The organism is Haloferax elongans ATCC BAA-1513 (assembly GCF_000336755.1).
In the GTDB taxonomy this organism is placed as follows: Archaea; Halobacteriota; Halobacteria; order Halobacteriales; family Haloferacaceae; genus Haloferax; species Haloferax elongans.
Genome location: NZ_AOLK01000024.1, coordinates 1 through 17690, shown reverse-complemented (window position 1 = coordinate 17690; position 17690 = coordinate 1). Strand labels below are relative to the sequence as shown.

The 17690-nt window shown below is 63.9% G+C and carries 21 protein-coding genes; 4 read left to right on the top strand and 17 right to left on the bottom strand.

The features are described 5' to 3' along the window. Positions 1 to 4 precede the first annotated feature (4 nt). Together pepF and C453_RS21150 are read right to left on the bottom strand one after the other, a co-directional pair. The gene (gene pepF / locus C453_RS18040) at positions 5 to 1804 is read right to left on the bottom strand and encodes an oligoendopeptidase F (RefSeq protein WP_008326824.1); all 1800 of its coding nucleotides are present in this window, start codon (positions 1802 to 1804) and stop codon (positions 5 to 7) included. 78 nt (positions 1805 to 1882) lie between these two features. After that, positions 1883 to 2038, bottom strand: coding sequence for a DUF7563 family protein (locus C453_RS21150; protein ID WP_425499537.1), 156 nt, complete (start codon positions 2036 to 2038; stop codon positions 1883 to 1885). Positions 2039 to 2148: 110 nt separating this feature from the next. On the opposite strand from C453_RS21150, the gene C453_RS18035 reads away from it, so the two are divergent. Further along, positions 2149 to 3486 carry a M28 family metallopeptidase gene (locus C453_RS18035; RefSeq protein WP_008326813.1) on the top strand — a complete coding sequence of 446 codons (1338 nt, stop codon included), beginning with the start codon at positions 2149 to 2151 and terminating at the stop codon, positions 3484 to 3486. On the opposite strand, the gene C453_RS18030 is transcribed toward C453_RS18035, so the two are convergent. The 11 genes from C453_RS18030 to C453_RS17980 form a co-directional block, all read right to left on the bottom strand. Beyond that, entirely contained in the window at positions 3483 to 3800 is a 318-nt protein-coding gene (locus tag C453_RS18030; protein ID WP_008326811.1) for a hypothetical protein, read from the bottom strand. The genes C453_RS18035 and C453_RS18030 overlap by 4 nt on opposite strands. Positions 3801 to 3860: 60 nt before the next feature. Continuing rightward, positions 3861 to 4157, bottom strand: a complete 297-nt coding sequence (locus C453_RS18025; RefSeq protein WP_008326810.1) for an amphi-Trp domain-containing protein — start codon at positions 4155 to 4157, stop codon at positions 3861 to 3863. A gap of 93 nt (positions 4158 to 4250) precedes the next feature. Next, positions 4251 to 4898, bottom strand: a complete 648-nt coding sequence (locus C453_RS18020; RefSeq protein WP_008326809.1) for an HAD family hydrolase — start codon at positions 4896 to 4898, stop codon at positions 4251 to 4253. An 87-nt stretch (positions 4899 to 4985) separates the two neighbouring features. Further along, positions 4986 to 5798 (bottom strand): tRNA pseudouridine(38-40) synthase TruA, encoded by an 813-nt coding sequence (gene truA / locus C453_RS18015; protein ID WP_008326808.1) that lies wholly within the window; start codon positions 5796 to 5798, stop codon positions 4986 to 4988. Between the two features lie 66 nt (positions 5799 to 5864). Then, positions 5865 to 6311, bottom strand: a complete 447-nt coding sequence (locus C453_RS18010) for a universal stress protein (protein ID WP_049907886.1) — start codon at positions 6309 to 6311, stop codon at positions 5865 to 5867. A 91-nt stretch (positions 6312 to 6402) separates the two neighbouring features. Then, on the bottom strand, positions 6403 to 7698 hold the full coding sequence (gene hisS / locus C453_RS18005) for a histidine--tRNA ligase (RefSeq protein ID WP_008326806.1): 1296 nt from the start codon (positions 7696 to 7698) through the stop codon (positions 6403 to 6405). A 72-nt stretch (positions 7699 to 7770) separates the two neighbouring features. Beyond that, positions 7771 to 8676: an EamA family transporter gene (locus C453_RS18000; RefSeq protein ID WP_008326805.1), complete on the bottom strand. Its 906-nt coding sequence runs from the start codon at positions 8674 to 8676 to the stop codon at positions 7771 to 7773. 87 nt (positions 8677 to 8763) lie between these two features. Further along, a complete protein-coding gene (locus C453_RS17995; RefSeq protein WP_008326804.1) occupies positions 8764 to 9354 on the bottom strand; it encodes a DUF7411 family protein in 591 nt (196 codons plus the stop codon). A 4-nt stretch (positions 9355 to 9358) separates the two neighbouring features. Then, on the bottom strand, positions 9359 to 9718 hold the full coding sequence (locus tag C453_RS17990) for a DNA-binding protein (protein ID WP_007541546.1): 360 nt from the start codon (positions 9716 to 9718) through the stop codon (positions 9359 to 9361). Between the two features lie 109 nt (positions 9719 to 9827). Further along, positions 9828 to 10283, bottom strand: a complete 456-nt coding sequence (locus C453_RS17985) for a 30S ribosomal protein S19e (protein WP_008326803.1) — start codon at positions 10281 to 10283, stop codon at positions 9828 to 9830. A 139-nt stretch (positions 10284 to 10422) separates the two neighbouring features. Beyond that, positions 10423 to 11451 (bottom strand): lysylphosphatidylglycerol synthase transmembrane domain-containing protein, encoded by a 1029-nt coding sequence (locus tag C453_RS17980; RefSeq protein WP_008326802.1) that lies wholly within the window; start codon positions 11449 to 11451, stop codon positions 10423 to 10425. A 135-nt stretch (positions 11452 to 11586) separates the two neighbouring features. Here C453_RS17980 and thiL point away from each other — a divergent pair, with 135 nt between their 5' ends. Beyond that, a complete protein-coding gene (gene thiL / locus C453_RS17975; protein WP_008326801.1) occupies positions 11587 to 12468 on the top strand; it encodes a thiamine-phosphate kinase in 882 nt (293 codons plus the stop codon). A gap of 49 nt (positions 12469 to 12517) precedes the next feature. Here thiL and C453_RS17970 read toward each other — a convergent pair whose 3' ends face one another. From C453_RS17970 to C453_RS17955, 4 genes are all read right to left on the bottom strand, one after another. After that, positions 12518 to 13657: a site-2 protease family protein gene (locus C453_RS17970; protein WP_008326800.1), complete on the bottom strand. Its 1140-nt coding sequence runs from the start codon at positions 13655 to 13657 to the stop codon at positions 12518 to 12520. 311 nt (positions 13658 to 13968) lie between these two features. Further along, entirely contained in the window at positions 13969 to 14214 is a 246-nt protein-coding gene (locus C453_RS17965) for a DUF7123 family protein (protein ID WP_007541556.1), read from the bottom strand. 306 nt (positions 14215 to 14520) lie between these two features. After that, the gene (locus tag C453_RS17960) at positions 14521 to 15306 is read right to left on the bottom strand and encodes a molybdopterin synthase (protein ID WP_008326799.1); all 786 of its coding nucleotides are present in this window, start codon (positions 15304 to 15306) and stop codon (positions 14521 to 14523) included. 25 nt (positions 15307 to 15331) lie between these two features. Further along, positions 15332 to 15682 carry a hypothetical protein gene (locus tag C453_RS17955; RefSeq protein WP_008326798.1) on the bottom strand — a complete coding sequence of 117 codons (351 nt, stop codon included), beginning with the start codon at positions 15680 to 15682 and terminating at the stop codon, positions 15332 to 15334. Positions 15683 to 15775: 93 nt separating this feature from the next. Between C453_RS17955 and pyrH the strand changes: the two genes are divergently transcribed. After that, on the top strand, positions 15776 to 16489 hold the full coding sequence (gene pyrH, locus C453_RS17950) for a UMP kinase (protein WP_008326797.1): 714 nt from the start codon (positions 15776 to 15778) through the stop codon (positions 16487 to 16489). Between the two features lies 1 nt (position 16490). Beyond that, positions 16491 to 17690: lysine--tRNA ligase (lysS, locus tag C453_RS17945; RefSeq protein WP_008326796.1), on the top strand; the 1200-nt coding region annotated here is incomplete at its 3' end.

The following is a 17690-nucleotide window of genomic DNA, read 5'->3' as shown; positions in this document are numbered from 1 at the left end:
GGCGTTACTCGAAGTCCAGAAGCGTCGCCGCTTCGTCGAGGAACGACTCGTAGACGCCCATCGCGTCTTCGATGGGTTCGGGCGAGGTCATATCGACGCCGGCGGTCTGCAGCACGTCGATGGGGTACTCGCTGCCGCCGAGTGCGAGCGCGTCGCGGTAGTCGGCCGCGGCGGACTCTCCTTCTTCGCGGATTCGTTCGACGATTGCGGCGGCCGCAGAGATACCAGTCGCGTACTGGTAGACGTAGTAGTTGTAGTAGAAGTGCGGAATCCGCATCCACTCGCGGGCGATGTGGTCGTCCGTCTCGGCGTTGGCGTAGTACGTCGATTTGACCTCGCCGTAGAGTTCGTCGAATCGGTCGGGCGTGAGCGCGCCGTCTTCTTCAGCAATCTCGTGAATCTGAAGTTCGAAGTCCGCGAACATCGTCTGGCGGAACAGCGTCGAACGGAAGCGTTCGAGGTATTCGTCGAGGACGTGCATCCGAAGTTCGTCGTCGTCGACGTTCTCCAAGAGATACTCGGTCAGCAGCGTCTCGTTGACCGTGGAGGCGACTTCTGCGACGAAGATTTCGTAGTCGGCGTCGTGCCACGGCTGGGCCTCCTGTGCGAGTTCCGAGTGCATCGAGTGACCCAGTTCGTGCGCGAGCGTGAACATCGACGCCGCGTCGTCCTGGTAGTTCATCATGATGAACGGCTGGGTGTCGTAGGTGCCGGCGGAGAACGCCCCGGCGCGCTTACCGCGGTTTTCGTACACGTCGACCCAGCGGTCTTCGAGGCCTTCGGCCATCCGCGACTGATACTCCTCGCCGAGCGGTTCGACAGCCTCGATGATGTACTCTTTCGCCTGCTCGTACGGAATCTCGGGGCCGTGGTCGCCGGTCAACGAGACGTAGAGGTCCCACATCTGCAACTGGTCGGCACCGATGGCCTGCCGCTTTAGGTCGGCGTGGCGCTGCAGGTGGTCGAGGTTGTCGCGGACGGTTTCGAGGAGGTTGTCGTACACTTCGACCGGGACGTTGGGGCCGTCGAGTGCGGCCTCACGAGCGGTCTCGTAGTTGCGGATACGCGCCGTCTTCACGTCCTTCTTGACGCTGTTTTTGAGCGACGCCCCGACCGAATTTCGAACGTCCGCCCAGCGGTCGTAGAAATCCTCGTGGACGGTTTTGCGGAACTCGCGGTTCGGGTGCTTTTGGAGTTTCGTGAAGTTGCCCTGCGTGATTTCGACAGATTCGCCGTCCGGCTTTTCGACCGTCGGGAACTCCATGTCGGCGTTGGCGAGCATCGAGTAGATGTCGCTCGGCGAGCCGGTGACTTCCGAGAGGTCGGCGAGCACTTCCTCGACCTCGGCGGAGCGAGTGTGTTCTTTCGCCCGCAGCACGTCGTGGAAGTAGTGCTCGTAGGCTTCCAGCGCCGGTTCCTCGGCCATGAACGCCTCGATGTCGTCCCAGTCGAGTTCCTGCAGTTCGGGGTCGAGGTAGCTGACGGCGCTTCGCGCCTTCGACGCGAGTGCCTGCGCGCGGGCTGACTGCGCCTGATACTCCTGATTTCGGGTGTCCTCACTGCTGCGGAGGTTCGCGTAGGAGACGACCATCGACACCTCGCGGAGCACCGACTCCATCGTCTCGAGGAGGTCGAGTAGCGTCTCGGGGTCGTCGGTAACCTGTCCTTCGTACGCCGCCAATTCGGGAATGCGCTCGGCGACCTCCTCGTAGGCTGCTTCCCACTCCTCGTCGGTGGTGTAGATGCTGTCGAGGTCCCACTTGTACTCCTCGTCGATGTCGCTCCGCTCGGGAACCGAACTCATATCGGGTCGGTCGCACCCTCGGCTGGTAAGCCTTGTCAATCGGCCGGCGGCGGAGAGAAACCGGGAGCGGTATCGACCTCAGTGACGCGTCGCGCGCGCCTGTCGTACCTGTGCCCCGTCGCGTACCATATCCTCGCAGTGCGGGCAGACTCGTGGATTCTCCATGCCGGCGGGTGCGAACACCCGGACATAGCCTTCTGTCACAAAAGATTCGCAGTTTTGACACTTTGGCATGGCAATCGCCGATACCACGTCAAATTAGTTATTGGTTGTGGGCAACACTTTTATTGGAGTTTCAGACGCACCGGCGCAAGTCACTTGAGACGACGCCGAGTGGATGGTCCATGGACGATATCTCCCCTGCGGCCCGCGACGTGTTCGCTCGCACGTGGACCGACGACCGACCGTGGGAGTTTCTCTCGCGACTGACTGCGCTCGGCGACCGAATGGCCGGGACCGACGGCGACAGACGCGCTGGCGAACTCGTCGCCGAGGCGTTCGAAGACGCCGGTGTCCGCGACGTGGAGTACGACCCCTTCGAGATGGCGTGTTGGACGCGCGGGAAGACGACACTCACTGTGGCCGCCCCCGATTCCCGCTCGTTCGAGGCTGTTGCTCTCCCGTACGCGCCATCCGCAGACGTGTCGGGACCACTCGTGAACGTTGGCTACGGGACGCCGGACGAAATTGACGAGAAAGACGTCGATGGCGCACTCGCCGTGGCGAGCACGACGACGCCCGCAGGCGGCCGATTCGTCCACCGGATGGAGAAGTTCGGCTACGCGCTCGACGCCGGTGCCGTCGGCTTTCTCTTCGTCAACCACGTTCCCGGACAACTCCCGCCGACCGGCGCGCTCCGGTACGACGAGGAAGCACCAGCCCCTGCTGCGGGGGTGAGCAAGGAAACCGGTGACTGGCTGCGCGACTACGCTGAACGCGGCGGTGAAGCCCGCCTCACAATCGACGCGGAGACGACGCCCGGCGAGAGCCGAAACGTCGAGGGTCGCGTCGGCCCCGACACCGACCGCGAACTCGTCGTCTGCGCCCATTACGACGCCCACGATATCGCCGAGGGCGCGCTCGACAATGGCTGTGGCATCGCAACTGTCGTCACCGCCGCCAGAATCCTCGCGGCGATGGACCTCCCGCTCGGCGTTCGCGTCGTCGGCGTCGGCGCGGAGGAACTCGGATTGACCGGCGCAGAACACCTCGTCGACCGCCTCGACCTCGATAGCGTCGCTGCGGTCGTCAACGTCGACGGCGCGGGCCGATTCCGTGACCTTGTGGCGATGACTCACGCCTCCGAATCGACAGCAACCGTGGTGTCCCGCGTCGCCGACGAGTCGAATCACCCGATTCGCGTCGAGGAGGAACCACACCCGTTCAGCGACCAGTGGCCCTTCGTCCGGGCTGGCGTCCCATCGGTTCAACTCCACAGCGACAGCGGCGAACGCGGGCGGGGATGGGGCCACACCCACGCCGACACCCGCGACAAGGTCGATGAGAGAAACATCCGCGAGCACGCGATGCTCACCGCGCTGGTCGTCCGAGAACTCGCGTCCGACGCCGCCGCTGGCGCTGTCTCGCGTCTCGACGACGACGACCTCGCCGCAGCCTTCCGGCAAGCAGACTTCGAGGTCGGGATGAAAGCGGCGGGTATCTGGCCGACTGGCTGGGACTAATCCTCAGTGGGGCGTGACCAATCGTCGGCGGCGCTGGGCCCGCCACTGCCGGTATCTTGCTCCGACCCGGCAACGCCTGTCGGGGTTGCGTGTTCGAGCGCATTTGCCGTCGACGCTGCGATGACAATCCCGACACCGACGACGATTCGGTGAATACCGAAGACGAGCGCTGGCACCAATACGAAAAGGGCGAACACGACGCCATAGAGTCCTTCCCCAATGCTGAGAACGTACCCGATGACTCCTCCGAAACTGAGCAGAAAAATCCCGAACACGATGTGGAGAGTTGCGTTCCACGCTGTCGACTCGTCCATGAAAAAATGTCATTCCATTTGGGCTTGTCTCTTCCGGAATCACACCGTGTGACTTCCGGTCTACTCTTCGCTCTCGCTCTCGTTCTTGACGTTCAGCGCTCCTTCTTCGGCGGTCGTCGCCGCCCGCCACCACACGAGTTCGAACTCGATGCTCTGTTTGGCCTCGGTGTCGCCCTGCGACCAGTCCGATTCGCCTTCGAGCTTGAACGTAATCGGCTCGGCTGGTGACATCGTCACGCCTCGGCCGTCGAGTTCGAGCGACACGTCCCCGTCACCGTCGAGTTGGTCGGCGAACTCCCGAAGGTAGTTTGCAATCTCTGCGCGACTCATCAACTCCTCAGTCTCCAGTTCTCCCATGCGCGACGATACGACGGGAACACCCATAAAATGACACTCGAGTGCTACGTTTACACTACTCGGCGTTCGGTTGGAACCGCGGGGCGATTCGGGTCAACAGACCGCTGGCAACTCGTCCAGCGAGTCGAGTTCGTAGGTCGGGTCGGCGGCGAGTTTGTAGCCGTCACGGTGCGGGCGGCGGATGAACGCCGAGTCGATACCGGCGCGGGTGGCGGCGACAACGTCCACGTTGCTGTCGCCGACGTAGAGCGCGCTTTCGACGCCTAACTCGGCCATTGCGCGCTGGATGTAGTGGGGGTCTGGCTTCTTCACGCGTGCTCCTTCGACGGTCGGTTCACGGCCGAAGGCCACCTCGAATCGGTCTGTGAGGTCGAACACGTCGAGGATGTGTTCGATAGTCTCGTGTTGGTTGTTGCTCACGACCGCGAGTGGATGGTCGAGGTCGTCGAGCGCCTGCACGTCACTGTACAGTGGTTTCGTGCCGTTCTCCAGACAGTCGCGCTGCACCGCCGCGGCGTGGGCTTCGTGGCTGGTCCAAAACTCGTCGGTGGGAACGTCGTGGATGCGACAGATGCGGCGCAAGCGCGTGAGTCCGCCGTGGATGACGCCATCGACGGCTTCGGTCGTCGGGTCGACGTCGAACTCCGAGAACGCCCGTCGGACCGCTTCGCGCTCGACCTCCAGCAAGGTCGGGCGGGTCAGTACGCCGTCGTTGTCAAAGATGACAGCGTCGTAGCACATGTGGAGACACTCGCCCCGGAGTGAAGATAGCCTTGCTATGAGGTCCACGAACCACTCGGGAGTGCTATTGACCGGGCTACAAACTGCCTATTGCTCCGAAATTCCGTCACGAATTCGCGTTCCGACGCGCCACCCGATGCGGTCGGCAAGCGCCCGTTCGCCGAACGCCTGTACTGCGCTCTCGGCCGCGTCGGTGTCGACCGCGAACTCGACGCCGGGGTAGTCGACGGCCGTGAGGACGAGGGGTGTCGGCGGTGCTGGCGGGACGCCGTCTGGTCCCTGTAGGTGCTCGGAACTGAACACGCGGTCGAGCTTTTCTCTCGGTGCGGCACCCGTCGCGATGGCTCGAACGAGCGAGACGACGCGCCGGACGAGTTCGCGGGCGAACCCACCGGCTTCGATACGGAACAGGAGGAAGTCGCCGTCGCGCCACACCTCGCCGTCGAGTGTCCGCACGGTTCCAACCTCGTCGGGCGTGAGGTTGTGAAAGTCGTGCTCGCCGCAGAGTTCGTCGAACACGGTTGCTGCGAGGTCGTCGTCGACGGCTTCGCTCGGGGCGTGCAGGTCGTAGACGTACTCCCGGCGGGAGGGATGGTGTCTGGCGTGGAAGTCGTCGGGAACATCGGCCGACGCCCACGCCCGAATCGTTCCGGGGAGTTCGGCGTTCAGCGCCCGCGGCGTACACCACTCGGGGCACTCGAAGGCGACCGTCTGAGCCAGCGCCGAGACGCCCGCGTCGGTCCGGCCCGAGGCGGCGTAGCCGACTGGAACCTCGTCGGCATCGCAGATTCCGAGGGTGCGGCAGGCGTCGAGAAGAGTGTCTTCCACGGTTGGAACGTCAGGCTGTCGCTGGAACCCGTGATACGGGCGGCCATCGTATGCGACGCGGAAGGCACGCATATGGCTGGGTTCTTCGCCGGACTATTACTCTGCTTCGACCGGCGGCGACACTACTTCGACCGACGATTACTCCGATTCGACCGGCGAGTCCTCGGCGCGGACGGTGAACACCGGCGCGTCGGACAGGCGGAGCACGCGCTCTGTGACGCTCCCGATGAGATAGCGCTCCAGCCCGCGGCGACCGTGGGTTCCCATCACGATGAGGTCGACGCCGGATTCCTCGGCGTACGAGAGAATCGTTCGGTGTGGCGTTCCGTGTTGGACCTCAGTCACGACGTCGACGCCTGCTGCCTCCGCTTTCTCCACTGCTTTGGAGACGATTCGCTCGCCTTCGTCCTCGTAGGCTCGGATGAGTCCACCGGCGTCCAACTGCGTCGCGTGAAGGACGCGCTCGTCGACGACGTAAAGCGCGTGGACCGTCGCGTCCATCCGGTCTGCGAGGTCGATGGCTCGTTCCAGTGCCACGTCGCTCGGGGCGCTCCCGTCCATGGGGACCAATATCGTGTCGTACATCTCGAGCGTGTCTACGGGAGGGTGGCACAAAAGACCCTTCGCGGCTCCCGGTGGGCGAGAATTTGGGGCGTTCGAGCCGCAGCGACGGGGCCTACTCGTAGTCTTCGTAGGTCGGCGCGTCGCTCTCGCCGGGGAAGTCGTCGACGGGCGCGGTCGTCTGGTCGCCACTCTCCATGTCCTTGATAGTCACTTCGCCGTTTTCGAGGTCTCGCTCGCCGACGATAACGACGGACTCGGCGTTGATGGAGTCGGCGTAGGACATCTGTGCACCGAAACTCCGTCCGGCGACGTCCGTCTCGACGACGTTCCCCGACGCGCGGAGGTCGCGGGCGATACGCGATGCAACGTCGCGGGTGTCGCCGACGGTCAGGACGTAGTAATCCGTCGAGAGCGCTTCCTCGGGCCAGACACCGGCGCGCTGGCAGAGAAGCTGGAGGGTCGCGTCGCCGAGTGCGACACCGACCGCAGGCGTCGGTTGCCCGCCGAAGGACTCGATGAGGTCGTCGTAGCGTCCGCCACCGAAGGTGGCACGCGAGACCTCTCCTGTCGAGTCGAAGCACTCGAAGACGACGCCCGTGTAGTAATCGAGGCCGCGGGCGGTCGTCAGCGACACTTCGCAGTAGTCGCCAGCACCGAAGTCCTCGGCCGCCGCGAGGACATTTTGGAGGTTCTCGACCGCCGAAGCGACGTCGTCGCCGCCAAAGTCGGCGATTTCGTCGAGGTCGCCGCGGTCCAGCAGGTCGGCGAACTCGGCTGCCTGGTCGTACGAGAGGCCCGCATCGGACAGAAGCCCAAGGTACTCCTCGCGTTCGACCTTCTCGGATTTGTCGACGGCGCGGATGGCGTCTCGCACGTCCACGTCGGCGTCGAACGAGCGCAGCAGTCCACCGAGAATGTCGCGGTGAGAGACGCGGAACTCGAAGTCGTCGGCGGTGAGTCCGAGGTCGGTCAGCGCCTCCGCCGCGAAGGCCAGAATCTCGGCGTCGGCTTCGGGTTCGGTCGAGCCGAAGATGTCGGCGTTCGTCTGGTAGAACTCGCGGAAGCGTCCCTGTTGGACCTGCTCGTAGCGCCAGAACGGACGGGTCGAAACCCACTTGATGGGCTTCGACAGTGCCTGCTGCTTGGCGACGACCATTCGGGCGACGGTCGGCGTTAGCTCGGGCGTCAGCGAGATGTCGCGGCCGCCTTTGTCCTCGAAGGCGTATAGCTCCTCGACGATTTCCTCGCCGGACTTATCGACGTACATCTGGGTCCGTTCGAGGTGTGGTGTCCCAATCTCGCGGAAGCCATAGCGGGCGGCCGTCGTCTCGACGGTGTCTGTGACCTCGCGTCGAGCCGACATCTCTTCGGGGTAGAAATCACGAAAGCCCTTGAGTCGGTCGTACATGCCCATTCGTTGGCGAAGGCTCCGCTTGAAACCTGTTGTTCCGGGCAGTCGTGACCGGCGACGGCCAGAACGTCAGCCGAAGAGCGCGAGCAACCCGCTCACGTCACCAATCGCGATGAGCGAGACGCCCGCGACGGCGAGGAACGCGGCGGCGAGGCGCGTGCCGAACTGCGCTTCGCGGAGGAGGACGCCGCCGAGGATGACGGCAATGACCGCTTGCGTGTTGACGATGGGCGACGCGATGCTCGCGGGCACCAGTCCGAAGGCCGTCGAAGTGACGTGCTCGCCGAGGGCGACGAGTGCGCCCGCTGCAGCGAACTTCGGCAGGTCGCCCCGAACGCTGGTCCAGTTGCGGAGCGCGACGGGAAGCACTGCGAGACCGGCTCCGGCGAAGAGCACCGGGACGAACACGCTCGTCGGGATGGCGAGTTCCTGCAGGGCAACGCGTTTTCCCACGTCGCTGGCGGCGTAACAGGCCGCACTCGCCAGTGCGAGTTGTGCAGGCCGGGAGCGAACTGCTCGTCGGAGGGGGTCGAGGAGCGCCCCGCCTTCGTAGTTCGCCACGTAGACGGCCGCGGTCGCGACCGCGACGCCCGCGACCTGCAGGCCCGTGAGGAACTGATTCAAGAAGAGAATCTCGATCGGAAGGACGAACACCGGAACGAGCTTGTTTATCGGCGCGACGTAGGACACGTCCCCAGATTCGAGTGCGTCGACGAACAGAATGAACGCGACTCCAACGAGTGCCGCGGTTCCGGCCACGATGGCGATGCCCGACGCGCCGATTGTTGCGAGCGACGGCACAGTTGCGGGGTCGAGTGTCACCGCTGACACGGGCAGGTACCACGCGACGGCGAAGACGTTGACGACGACGGTAATGACCGCACCCGGGTACCCTGGGAAGTAGCGCTTCAGCACGAAGATGTAGACGCCCCAGACGAACGCCGCGAGAATGGAGTAGAAGATTCCCGGGTCCATGGTTCACCTCCAGAGAGACGCGGTGAAAAGCGACGCGATACGGGCCTCGACGCGACTTCCGGCAGCGGACGGAGTCGATTTGACCGTCTACCGTCGGCCGTGAACGTAGCTCTGGACGTGGTCCGGGAACACTTCTTCGACGGCTTCTTGGCCGTGTTCGGCGGCGATGAGCCGACGCAGTTCGCCCTCGTAGTCGGCTTTCGGAATCTGCTCTGAGGGGCCGGTTTCGACGTCGAGGTGCGTCTCGACGAGGCGGTCGACCGCGTTGCGGCCGAACCCCGAAAGCGGTGAGAGATAGTCGACGCCGTGTCGGTCTTCGAGACTCTGTGCCTGCGCCCGCGAGATAGACGGGACTCTGTCGTCACGGCGCGTCCCGTCGGCGACGGCGTCGAAGTCGAGGCCGCACACCGATTCCAGCGCGTGTTCGTGGACTTCTTGAATCCCGTTTCGGGGGTAGCCGTCGGCGACCATCTGCTCGGCTGCCGCGTCGGCGACATCCGAGTCGAGTTCCAGCGTCTCGAACTCGTAGCCGAGTTCGAGGGCCGCATCTTTAGCGTGTTTCCAGTCGTCGGTGACGCCGAAGTGCGCCGTCACGAGCGTGACGTCGTAGAACGAATCGAGGAGCAGCGCGGCGAGAGAAGAGTCTTTCCCGCCGCTGTAGAGGAGCGCGAGGTCCACGTCGTTATCGGCGTCGGATGTTGAAGCTCTTGGACTCGGGCTTGAGCTCCTTCAGCAGGGCCTTCATCTTGTCGTCGTCGATGCGGCCCTGAATTCGACCGCTCTGGGCGAGCGCGACGATTTGCCGTTCGACCTTCTCGGCGAAGTCCGGCTTGGACATCTGGACCGCGTTGAGTCGCTGGCGGGCTTCGTCGGTGAGATACTGCTTCAGGAGCGCCTGTTTCTGCTGCTCGGCGCGCTGTTGGGCCGCTTCTTCGGCCTGCTGTTGTTCGGCCGAGCCCTGCTGACCTGCCTGCTCTTGGAGCTCCTGCATCTTCTTTTTTCGAAGCTCCTCCAGTCGCTCATCGTCTGGGCTGCCACTCATACTCTAGGCCACGGTCTGACATCTGAAAACCATTACGGACCCGTGCACAGACGGCTCTCGGCGGTGATACGCAGCGAAGAAGAACACTCGGTGAAGGAATCGGCGTCGTCTACGCGTAGCGCTCGAGTTCCGGACGGTCGAGGTCCGTGAGAACGTCAGAAGCGGCGTTGTCGAGGAAGCTCGTCCCCTCGGCCGTGATACGGCGACCCTCGCCCTTGGCGGTCTCGATGAGGCCTTCCTCTTCGAGCTGCTGGAGGAGCGTGCGGATGATCTTCTTCCCGGAGGAGTCGCTGTGCGTGCCGGAGACGCGGTAGCGGTTGGAACCGCGCTTGCGGCCGCCGTACTCGGTCGAGAGACGGTCGACGCCGACTGGGCCGTTCATGGCGACCTTGCGGAGCAGACTCGCGCCGCGGATGAACCAGAAGTTGTCCTGCTGTGGGGGCAGTTCTCGGGTCTGGCCGGTCTTTGCGAAGGCCATCCAGTCGGGTTGCTCGATACGGTCCTCGAGTCGTCCGGCGACCTCTTCGATGAGGGCGTCCGCCGGGACGTCATAGATGGTTACCATGGCTATTCGTTCATAATCGCGGCGTTTAAAGGCATCGTATTCGCCCGATACGGGCGGTTGGAGGCTCGTGCGGCCCGACGGGCGTGTGTGGCTGACTCACCCCCGATTTCGCGCGTTCGGGTTCGGCGACGCCTCGGCTTCAGGTCCGTCGACCGCGGGCACTTTCGACGCCCATCACCAGTCCGCCGAGGAGGGTCGGTACCCAGTAGATGAAGCCACGGAAGAGGACGACGCCCGCAGTCGCAACGTCGAAGGAGACGGCCGAACTCGCGGCCGCGACGAGGATTGCCAGCGTCCACTCGATGCCACCTGCGCCACCCGGGAGCGGCGTCACGCCTGCAATCGCCCCAATCGGGACGACGAACAGGGCGATAGAGAACGCGATTGGCGCGCCGATGGCGTGAAACGCGAGCCAGAGGGCGAGCATCTGGCAGAACCAGCCGAACCCGGAGAGGCCGAGGGCGATTGCCAGCCCACGGGGGTTTCGGCCCACGCGCTCGATAGACCGGAAGAACCCGTTGATGCGGCGTTCGATACCGTCTGCGGTCGGCACTGTGAGTCGGGGGATATACCGGGCAATCGTGCGGATAACCGGCGTGAGCGCTCGAATGACGCGGTGTTCGAGTTCGTACCGGCGTTGCCACGCTGTGTACACGGCCGCCGGCACGCCGATAGCGAGCGCGATGACCGCGACGAGCGCGATTTCGAGGTTGCGTCCGAGTGTGACTTCGGTCGCGTAGTATCCGGCACCGATGAGCGCGATAGTGATAGACGGCACGAAGTTGAGCGTGTCGACACTCGCGATTGCCGCCAGTCCCGTCTCGTACTCGGTGTCGGTACTCCGAGAGATGAGGAGTGCAGTGACTGGTTCGCCGCCAGCCTGCCCGAACGGCGTGATGTTGTTGGAGAACATCGCGCCCGCGAAGACGAGGAACGACCGGGGCACGGAGATGCTGATACCGAGCACGCCGAGTACCGTCTTCAGCGACGTTCCCCACGAGGCCAGCCACACGAGCGTAATCGCGAGGATACCAGCGAGAAAGACGGGTTCGGCCATCGTCAACCGGTCGACGAGTTCGTCCACGCCCGCGAAGTAGAACAACACGGCGAAGACGACGAATGCGCCGACGAAGCCGAGGAGGGTTGCGCGGATATTTTCGCGGGCCATCTGCCGGGTGTGCGTCTACGACGGGCATTAAGCCACCGGATTAGGGGCGGCGTTTCGACTCCCGGAGGCGGGTTTCGGTCGCAGCGACCGCCCCGGATAGATGGACATTTCCGCACCCGGCTACACCTCGGGAGTATGGACGAGCGCACCGCCTTGCGAATGCTCGCCGCGGACCTCCCCGACGCGGGCGACGACGCCGCCGTCGTCGACGGGTTAGTGGTCACGACCGACATGCTCCACGAAGTGACCGACTTCCCGACTGGGACGACCCGCTACACTGCGGGCTGGCGAGCGGTCGGTGCCTCACTCTCGGACGTTGCGGCGATGGGCGCGACGGCGACCTGCGCCGTCGCCGTCTACGCTGCCCCGGAACTCGACGAGACCGACCTCGCCGACTTCCTCGACGGGGCACAGGACGTGTGCGACGCGGTCTCCGCCGAATACGTCGGCGGCGACTTGGACACCCACCAGGAGTTCACGACTGCGACGACCGCCATCGGCCGCACCGACGACCCGGTCCTTCGGTCCGGTGCGCGACCGGGCGACCTGCTCTGTGTGACGGGCGAACTCGGCCGGTCGGCGGCCGCCGTCAGACTGTTCGAATCGGGCGACACCGAACGGGCGAACGACCTCTTCCAGTTTACTCCACGTGTCCACGCTGGTGTCGAACTCCGCGAGTTCGCCACGTCGATGATGGATTCGAGCGACGGCCTCGCCCGTTCGGTCCACCAACTCGCAGAAGCGAGCAACTGTGGTTTCGACCTCGACTGGGACGCGCTCCCCGTCCACGACGCTGTCCGAGGGGTCGCGACCGACGACGCCGACCGCAGAGAACTCTCGACGTACTTCGGCGAGGACTTCGAACTCGTGTTCACGGTTCCCGAAGCCGAACTCGACGCCGCCCGTGACGCGGTCGACCTGCCGCTCACCGTGGTCGGACGCGCCACTGACGGTTCAGATGTCGTCGCCGATGGCGATTCGGTTCCAGACCGAGGCTACACTCACGGCGGCGACTGACGGGAACACGGGACCTGGTCCTGAGCCAGAATCCGCAGCAAGAACTGTTCTACGCGGGGATGAACTGAATCGGGACCAAGAGGAAACACGCCGCCCCGAGGGCGAACGTAAAGACCCCGACCGCGATGCGCTTCGGCCCGAGCGGCGTCTCGTCGACTGGATTCGCCGGGCCGTTGTACGCGATGAACGTCGAGAGGAGGCCCCAGAAGAACCAGAGCCCGACGGAATCGTTGATACCCATGTTGCGCACGTAGTGGAGGTATCCGGCGATACCGAACAGGAAAAGCGGAACCGCGGCTGCGACCGACTCCTGTCGTTCGCCGAGCATCGCCCGCAGCATGTGTCCGCCGTCGAGTTGGCCGACCGGGAGCAAGTTGAGGACGGTGAAGAACATCCCAACCCATCCGCCGATAACGACGGGGTGGACGGTGGTCCCCGGGTCCGGGTACTCGGTCGGTTGGTTGAGTGCGGCCGCGATTGCGTCCAAAAGCGGCGGGTTGTTGAATATGATGACGTCACTAGACCCTGACAGCGCCCACTGCGGGACGGTCATCGGTTCGAGAGAGAGTCCGATGGCAGTGACGACGATTGTGGCTGCGAGTCCGGCGAGCGGCCCGGCGACGCCGATGTCGAAGAGCGCCTTTCGGTCGGGCATCTGGCCGCGCATTCTGATAATCGCCCCTAACGTGCCGAACGGGAAGATGAAGGGGATGAGGTACGGCAACGACACGTCGACACCGTGGTACCTGCCCACGAGGTAGTGGCCGAGTTCGTGAACCGAGAGCACGCCGAGAATGGCCGCGGTAAAGGGCCACGCCTGCAGTGCGAGAAGCGGATTGGCGGTGAGGTCCGACATCGGAACGTAGTACCACGCGTACGCACCGACGAACAGCGTCGAGAGAATCGTCGCGAAGAAGAGGACCACGTTCTTCCACGGGACGCCGTCAATACCCGGTGAGATTGGCTCGACGACAACCACGTCACCGCGGCCCATCGAAGACGTCTGGACCTGCACTTCGTAGCCTGCATGGCGGAAGTCGGCCCAGACTTCGCGAACGAGCATCTGCTCGGGGACGAGCGACTGACCGTAGTAGATGATTCGGTCGCCGTCGGTCCGTGTTTCGTGAACGTCGAAGACTGTTTGGAGGACTTCGACCGGCGGGCTATCCGCCGACTCGAACTGTTCCATTGAAGCGAGCTACGGGTGGAGCGTGCATAAATCCCGTGACGACACTGTCGTGAGCGGTCTGCACTGCTGGCACTCGGGTCTCAGTATTCGGTCAGCTGGAAAAACGAACTGTCGAGGGCATCACGGGGCATCTCGACGGGGTTGGGGAAGTCTGGCCCCGTGGGGGATTCGGGGCCGGAGCGTGAGATGGTGATGTTGGGAGTCAGGGCGTGAGTGGGGTCACGCGGTTGCTATGCGGGGACACAGTGTCTGTGCGGGGACACGTGGTGTCTCTGGGGGCGTTCGAGCCTGTGGGGGGGCTTCGAGCTCACTTAGGCCGTCTCGACGCGCCATGTCGTCGCACTCGTGTACGACCACTTCTCGATGGTCAGGTCGGTGGCGGAGTCCCGAAGCTTGACCATCAGCGCGCCGATTTCCTTGGGGGAGAGACCGACGTCGTCCGCGATGAACTTGCTCTTGAAGTACATCTCGCCGTCCTTCGCGCGGTCGGCCAGATACTGCTTGAGTCGGTCTTCTTTGGAGCTACCGTCTGTGGAGGGAGTTGCTGTCGCGCTCATCTGATACACCTCACTCACCTCTATACCTGTTGGGGGTGTTATAAAGGAAGGACCGTTGGAATTAGTTCGGTCGCTTTCAGCCTGAATAGACGAAAACGGTACATTTTACGAATCTTTTAGAGACGTTTAGACTCTTTAGAAACTCCTATTGGTGATTTATTCGACTAAAGTCGTCTCGATACTATACTGGGTGAAATGCCCCTGAATCTCCCGATTTCGGGGGCGTTTTGCGGCAACAATATCTGGTAGTTGGTCGATGTCTGACGGACGCGTCGCCGGCCGACAACCAGTCGGGAAGACAGAGGGTCAGCGTTCGTGACGCCAGAACTGGTCTTCGACGGTCGTCTCTTTCTTGAAAATCGGAACCTCGTCTTTCAGCCGGTTGATGCCGTCTTCGACGGTCTGAAACGCCTCTTCGCGGTGCCCTGCGAGGACGACGACGAACACGATGTCTTCGCCGTCTTCGATGACACCTACTCGGTGGTGCATGAGAACCCGTTCGACGCCGTCTCTGCCTTCGAGTTCCTCCGAAATCGTCGCCATCTTCGACTCGGCGACGCCGTCGTACTTCTCGAATTCGAGGCTGGTCGTCCGTGGGTCGTCCTCGCTGTCTTTTGCTCGAACCCGGCCGGTGAAGGTGGCGATTGCGCCCGCGTAATCGGCCCGTGGGTCTCGTTTCACCTGCTCGACGAGTGAGTCGAGCGTGATTCGCTGTTCGAACCCGTCGATTTCGTGGGCCAGTTCGTCGAGGTCGAGGTCGCTGAACGTCTCTGCTTCAGCCACGACGCTTTCGGCGTCCACGCCGCCGAGTGCGACCGTCGGAAGTGTCGTCTCCGGGAATCCAGAGACGAGGGCGTAGTCGTATTCCGAAGCCACCTCGTCGAGCAGTTCGTCGAGGGTTCGTTTCGACCCGGTACCGACCCAGTTTCCACCTGGTGTGAGCCCGTACGCCCCGTCGACCGCGTCTGGGGGATTCTCGTCGGCCTCACCGCTTGGGAGTGATTCAATGGTTGCTACGCGCCCGTCGAGCCGCGAAGCGAGTCGCTCACAGAGCGTCGTTGCCCCTGTCCCGACGACACCGAGTACCTGCATACCCGGTGAGACGGTCCGAACTGGTTTAAGAGTGCTCCGAGGGTGCGGGCTCGGTGTCGGACGTCGCGTCGCTTTCTGGTGTTTCGTCGCGACCGGTCGGTCGCGTCCGGTAGAGGTACACGGCGATGCCGAACCCAGCGAATCCACACGCAGTCGCAACCCACGGCGCAACTGCTCCGAGGGTGGTGTCGGCCGTCGCCGGGAGTGTGTCGTACTGCCAGAGCGCCCACCCGACGGAGAAACACGCCACGAGCGCCCAGTTGAGTCCGCTCCGGCGGTCGAACTCCCCGCGTCGATGGCGGACGAAGAGGGCCCCGAGCGCGAGTATCCACCCGACGACGAGGAGGGTAATCGTCTCCACGGTGACGAGTCGCATACCGGTAGTGGCCGCGAGAAGGGTTTAAAGTCCTCGACACGGGTGTCTCGCACTTGATAACCCTTAAGATGCGCTCCCGGATACCCGTGTGCAATGAGAGTCGTCATCTCCATCGGCGGTAGCGTACTCGCGCCGAACCTGGATGCCCGGCGCGTCGAGGGGCACGCCTCCGTCGTCGAAACACTAGCACGAGAGGGGTGCGAAATCGGTGCGGTCGTCGGCGGCGGCGGTGTCGCCCGCGACTACATCGGTGCCGCCCGTGACCTCGGCGCGAACGAGGTCCAACTCGACCAAATCGGAATCGACGTAACGCGAATCAACGCGCGTCTCCTCATCGCGGCGCTCGGGTCGCAGGTCGACCCCAAGGTCCCCCACGATTACGAGGACGCGGGCGACGCCATCCGTCGTGGCGACATCTCGGTGATGGGCGGCGTCATGCCCGGCCAGACCACCGACGCCGTCGCGGCCGCGCTCGCCGAGTACGTCGACGCCGACCTGCTCGTCTACGCGACCAGCGTCGACGGCGTGTTCAGCGCCGACCCGAACGAAGACGACGACGCGACGAAGTTCGAGGAGATGACGGCAAGCGAACTCGTCGACGTCATCGGTGACATCGAGATGAACGCCGGTTCGTCGGCACCTGTGGACCTCCTCGCAGCGAAACTCATCGAGCGCGCGAAGATGCGTACCATCGTCCTCGACGGGACGGACCCCGAGCGAATCGAACCGGCCGTCCTCCGTGGCGAGCACACCGGGACCGATATCATCCCCGAGGGCGGCGACGAACCGACCTACTGGGCACAGTGAGATGAGCGCAGAGGACCCTTCTGACGAGACGGACGCACAGGACGACGGCTTCCACGACTTCTGGGCCGACGACGTCGCCGACGAAATCGAGGCCCGCGGCCCCGACGAGCCTATCGTCATCAAAGGCGGCGTCTCACCGTCCGGTGTCGCCCACCTCGGCAACTTCAACGAAATCATGCGCGGGTACTTCGTCGCCGAAGTGCTCCGCGAACGCGGCCACGAGGTTCGGCAGGTCTTCACCAGTGACGACAAGGACCCGCTCCGAAAGCTGCCGCGCAAGCTCGCCGACGAAGACGGGAACATCGTCGGTCTCGGCGAAGTCGATGCGGGCGCGCTCGGACGCAACCTCGGCAAGCCATACACCGCTATCCCGGACCCGTTCGGTGAGACCGACTCCTACGCCGCCCACTTCGCGGCGCTGCTGAAGGCCGACGCCGACCGCCTCGGCGTCCCCGTCGAGATGCTGTCGAACACCGAGATGTACGAAAACGGTGACTTCGACCCCGTCGTCGAGCACGTCCTCGAAAACATCGAGACGGCGCGCGACGTCCTCTCGGAGTACCAGTCGAAGGTCGACGACGACTACGTCCCGTTCAACCCGGTCTGTGCCGAGTGCGGGAAGATTACCGAGACGGTCACCGACATCGACCTCGACGCGGGCACCGTCGAGTACGCCTGTACCGACATGACCGTCGGCGACAACACCATCGACGGCTGTGGCCACGAAGGCACGGCGACGTTCCGCGAGGGCAAGTTGCCGTGGCGCTTCGAGTGGCCTGGGCAGTGGCAGGTCCTCGGCGTCGACCACGAACCGTTCGGTAAGGACCACGCCGAAGGGTCGTGGCCCTCCGGCAAGGACATCGCCGAGAACGTCCTCGAAATCGAACCGCCGGTACCGATGGTCTACGAGTGGTTCACCCTCAACGGCGAGGCGCTGTCCTCGTCGGCCGGGAACATCGTCACCGTCCCGGAGATGCTCGAACTGCTCGAACCCGAGGTGCTTCGGTACTTCTTCGCGCTCAACCCGCGGAAGGCCCGCGACCTCGACCTCACGCGTCTCGACCAGCTCGTAGACGACTTCGACCGCTTCGAGCGCGCATACCACGGCGAGGTCGACGACGAGAACCTGACGCGCTTCGCCAAGCGCGCGTACCCGTTCGTCGTCGACGACGTGCGCGAAGACCGGATTCGTCTTCCCTAC

Coding starts and splice junctions, on each gene's coding strand:
- C453_RS17990 (WP_007541546.1), bottom strand. CDS start 9,718: ATGAGTGGCAGCCCAGACGATGAGCGACTGGAGGAGCTTCGAAAAAAG.
- pepF (WP_008326824.1), bottom strand. CDS start 1,804: ATGAGTTCGGTTCCCGAGCGGAGCGACATCGACGAGGAGTACAAGTGG.
- C453_RS18010 (WP_049907886.1), bottom strand. CDS start 6,311: ATGTACGACACGATATTGGTCCCCATGGACGGGAGCGCCCCGAGCGAC.
- C453_RS17970 (WP_008326800.1), bottom strand. CDS start 13,657: ATGGAACAGTTCGAGTCGGCGGATAGCCCGCCGGTCGAAGTCCTCCAA.
- C453_RS18035 (WP_008326813.1), top strand. CDS start 2,149: ATGGACGATATCTCCCCTGCGGCCCGCGACGTGTTCGCTCGCACGTGG.
- thiL (WP_008326801.1), top strand. CDS start 11,587: ATGGACGAGCGCACCGCCTTGCGAATGCTCGCCGCGGACCTCCCCGAC.
- C453_RS17985 (WP_008326803.1), bottom strand. CDS start 10,283: ATGGTAACCATCTATGACGTCCCGGCGGACGCCCTCATCGAAGAGGTC.
- C453_RS21150 (WP_425499537.1), bottom strand. CDS start 2,038: ATGCCAAAGTGTCAAAACTGCGAATCTTTTGTGACAGAAGGCTATGTC.
- pyrH (WP_008326797.1), top strand. CDS start 15,776: ATGAGAGTCGTCATCTCCATCGGCGGTAGCGTACTCGCGCCGAACCTG.
- C453_RS17980 (WP_008326802.1), bottom strand. CDS start 11,451: ATGGCCCGCGAAAATATCCGCGCAACCCTCCTCGGCTTCGTCGGCGCA.
- C453_RS17965 (WP_007541556.1), bottom strand. CDS start 14,214: ATGAGCGCGACAGCAACTCCCTCCACAGACGGTAGCTCCAAAGAAGAC.
- hisS (WP_008326806.1), bottom strand. CDS start 7,698: ATGTACGACCGACTCAAGGGCTTTCGTGATTTCTACCCCGAAGAGATG.
- C453_RS18030 (WP_008326811.1), bottom strand. CDS start 3,800: ATGGACGAGTCGACAGCGTGGAACGCAACTCTCCACATCGTGTTCGGG.
- truA (WP_008326808.1), bottom strand. CDS start 5,798: ATGCGTGCCTTCCGCGTCGCATACGATGGCCGCCCGTATCACGGGTTC.
- C453_RS18020 (WP_008326809.1), bottom strand. CDS start 4,898: ATGTGCTACGACGCTGTCATCTTTGACAACGACGGCGTACTGACCCGC.
- C453_RS17955 (WP_008326798.1), bottom strand. CDS start 15,682: ATGCGACTCGTCACCGTGGAGACGATTACCCTCCTCGTCGTCGGGTGG.
- C453_RS18025 (WP_008326810.1), bottom strand. CDS start 4,157: ATGGGAGAACTGGAGACTGAGGAGTTGATGAGTCGCGCAGAGATTGCA.
- C453_RS17960 (WP_008326799.1), bottom strand. CDS start 15,306: ATGCAGGTACTCGGTGTCGTCGGGACAGGGGCAACGACGCTCTGTGAG.
- C453_RS18000 (WP_008326805.1), bottom strand. CDS start 8,676: ATGGACCCGGGAATCTTCTACTCCATTCTCGCGGCGTTCGTCTGGGGC.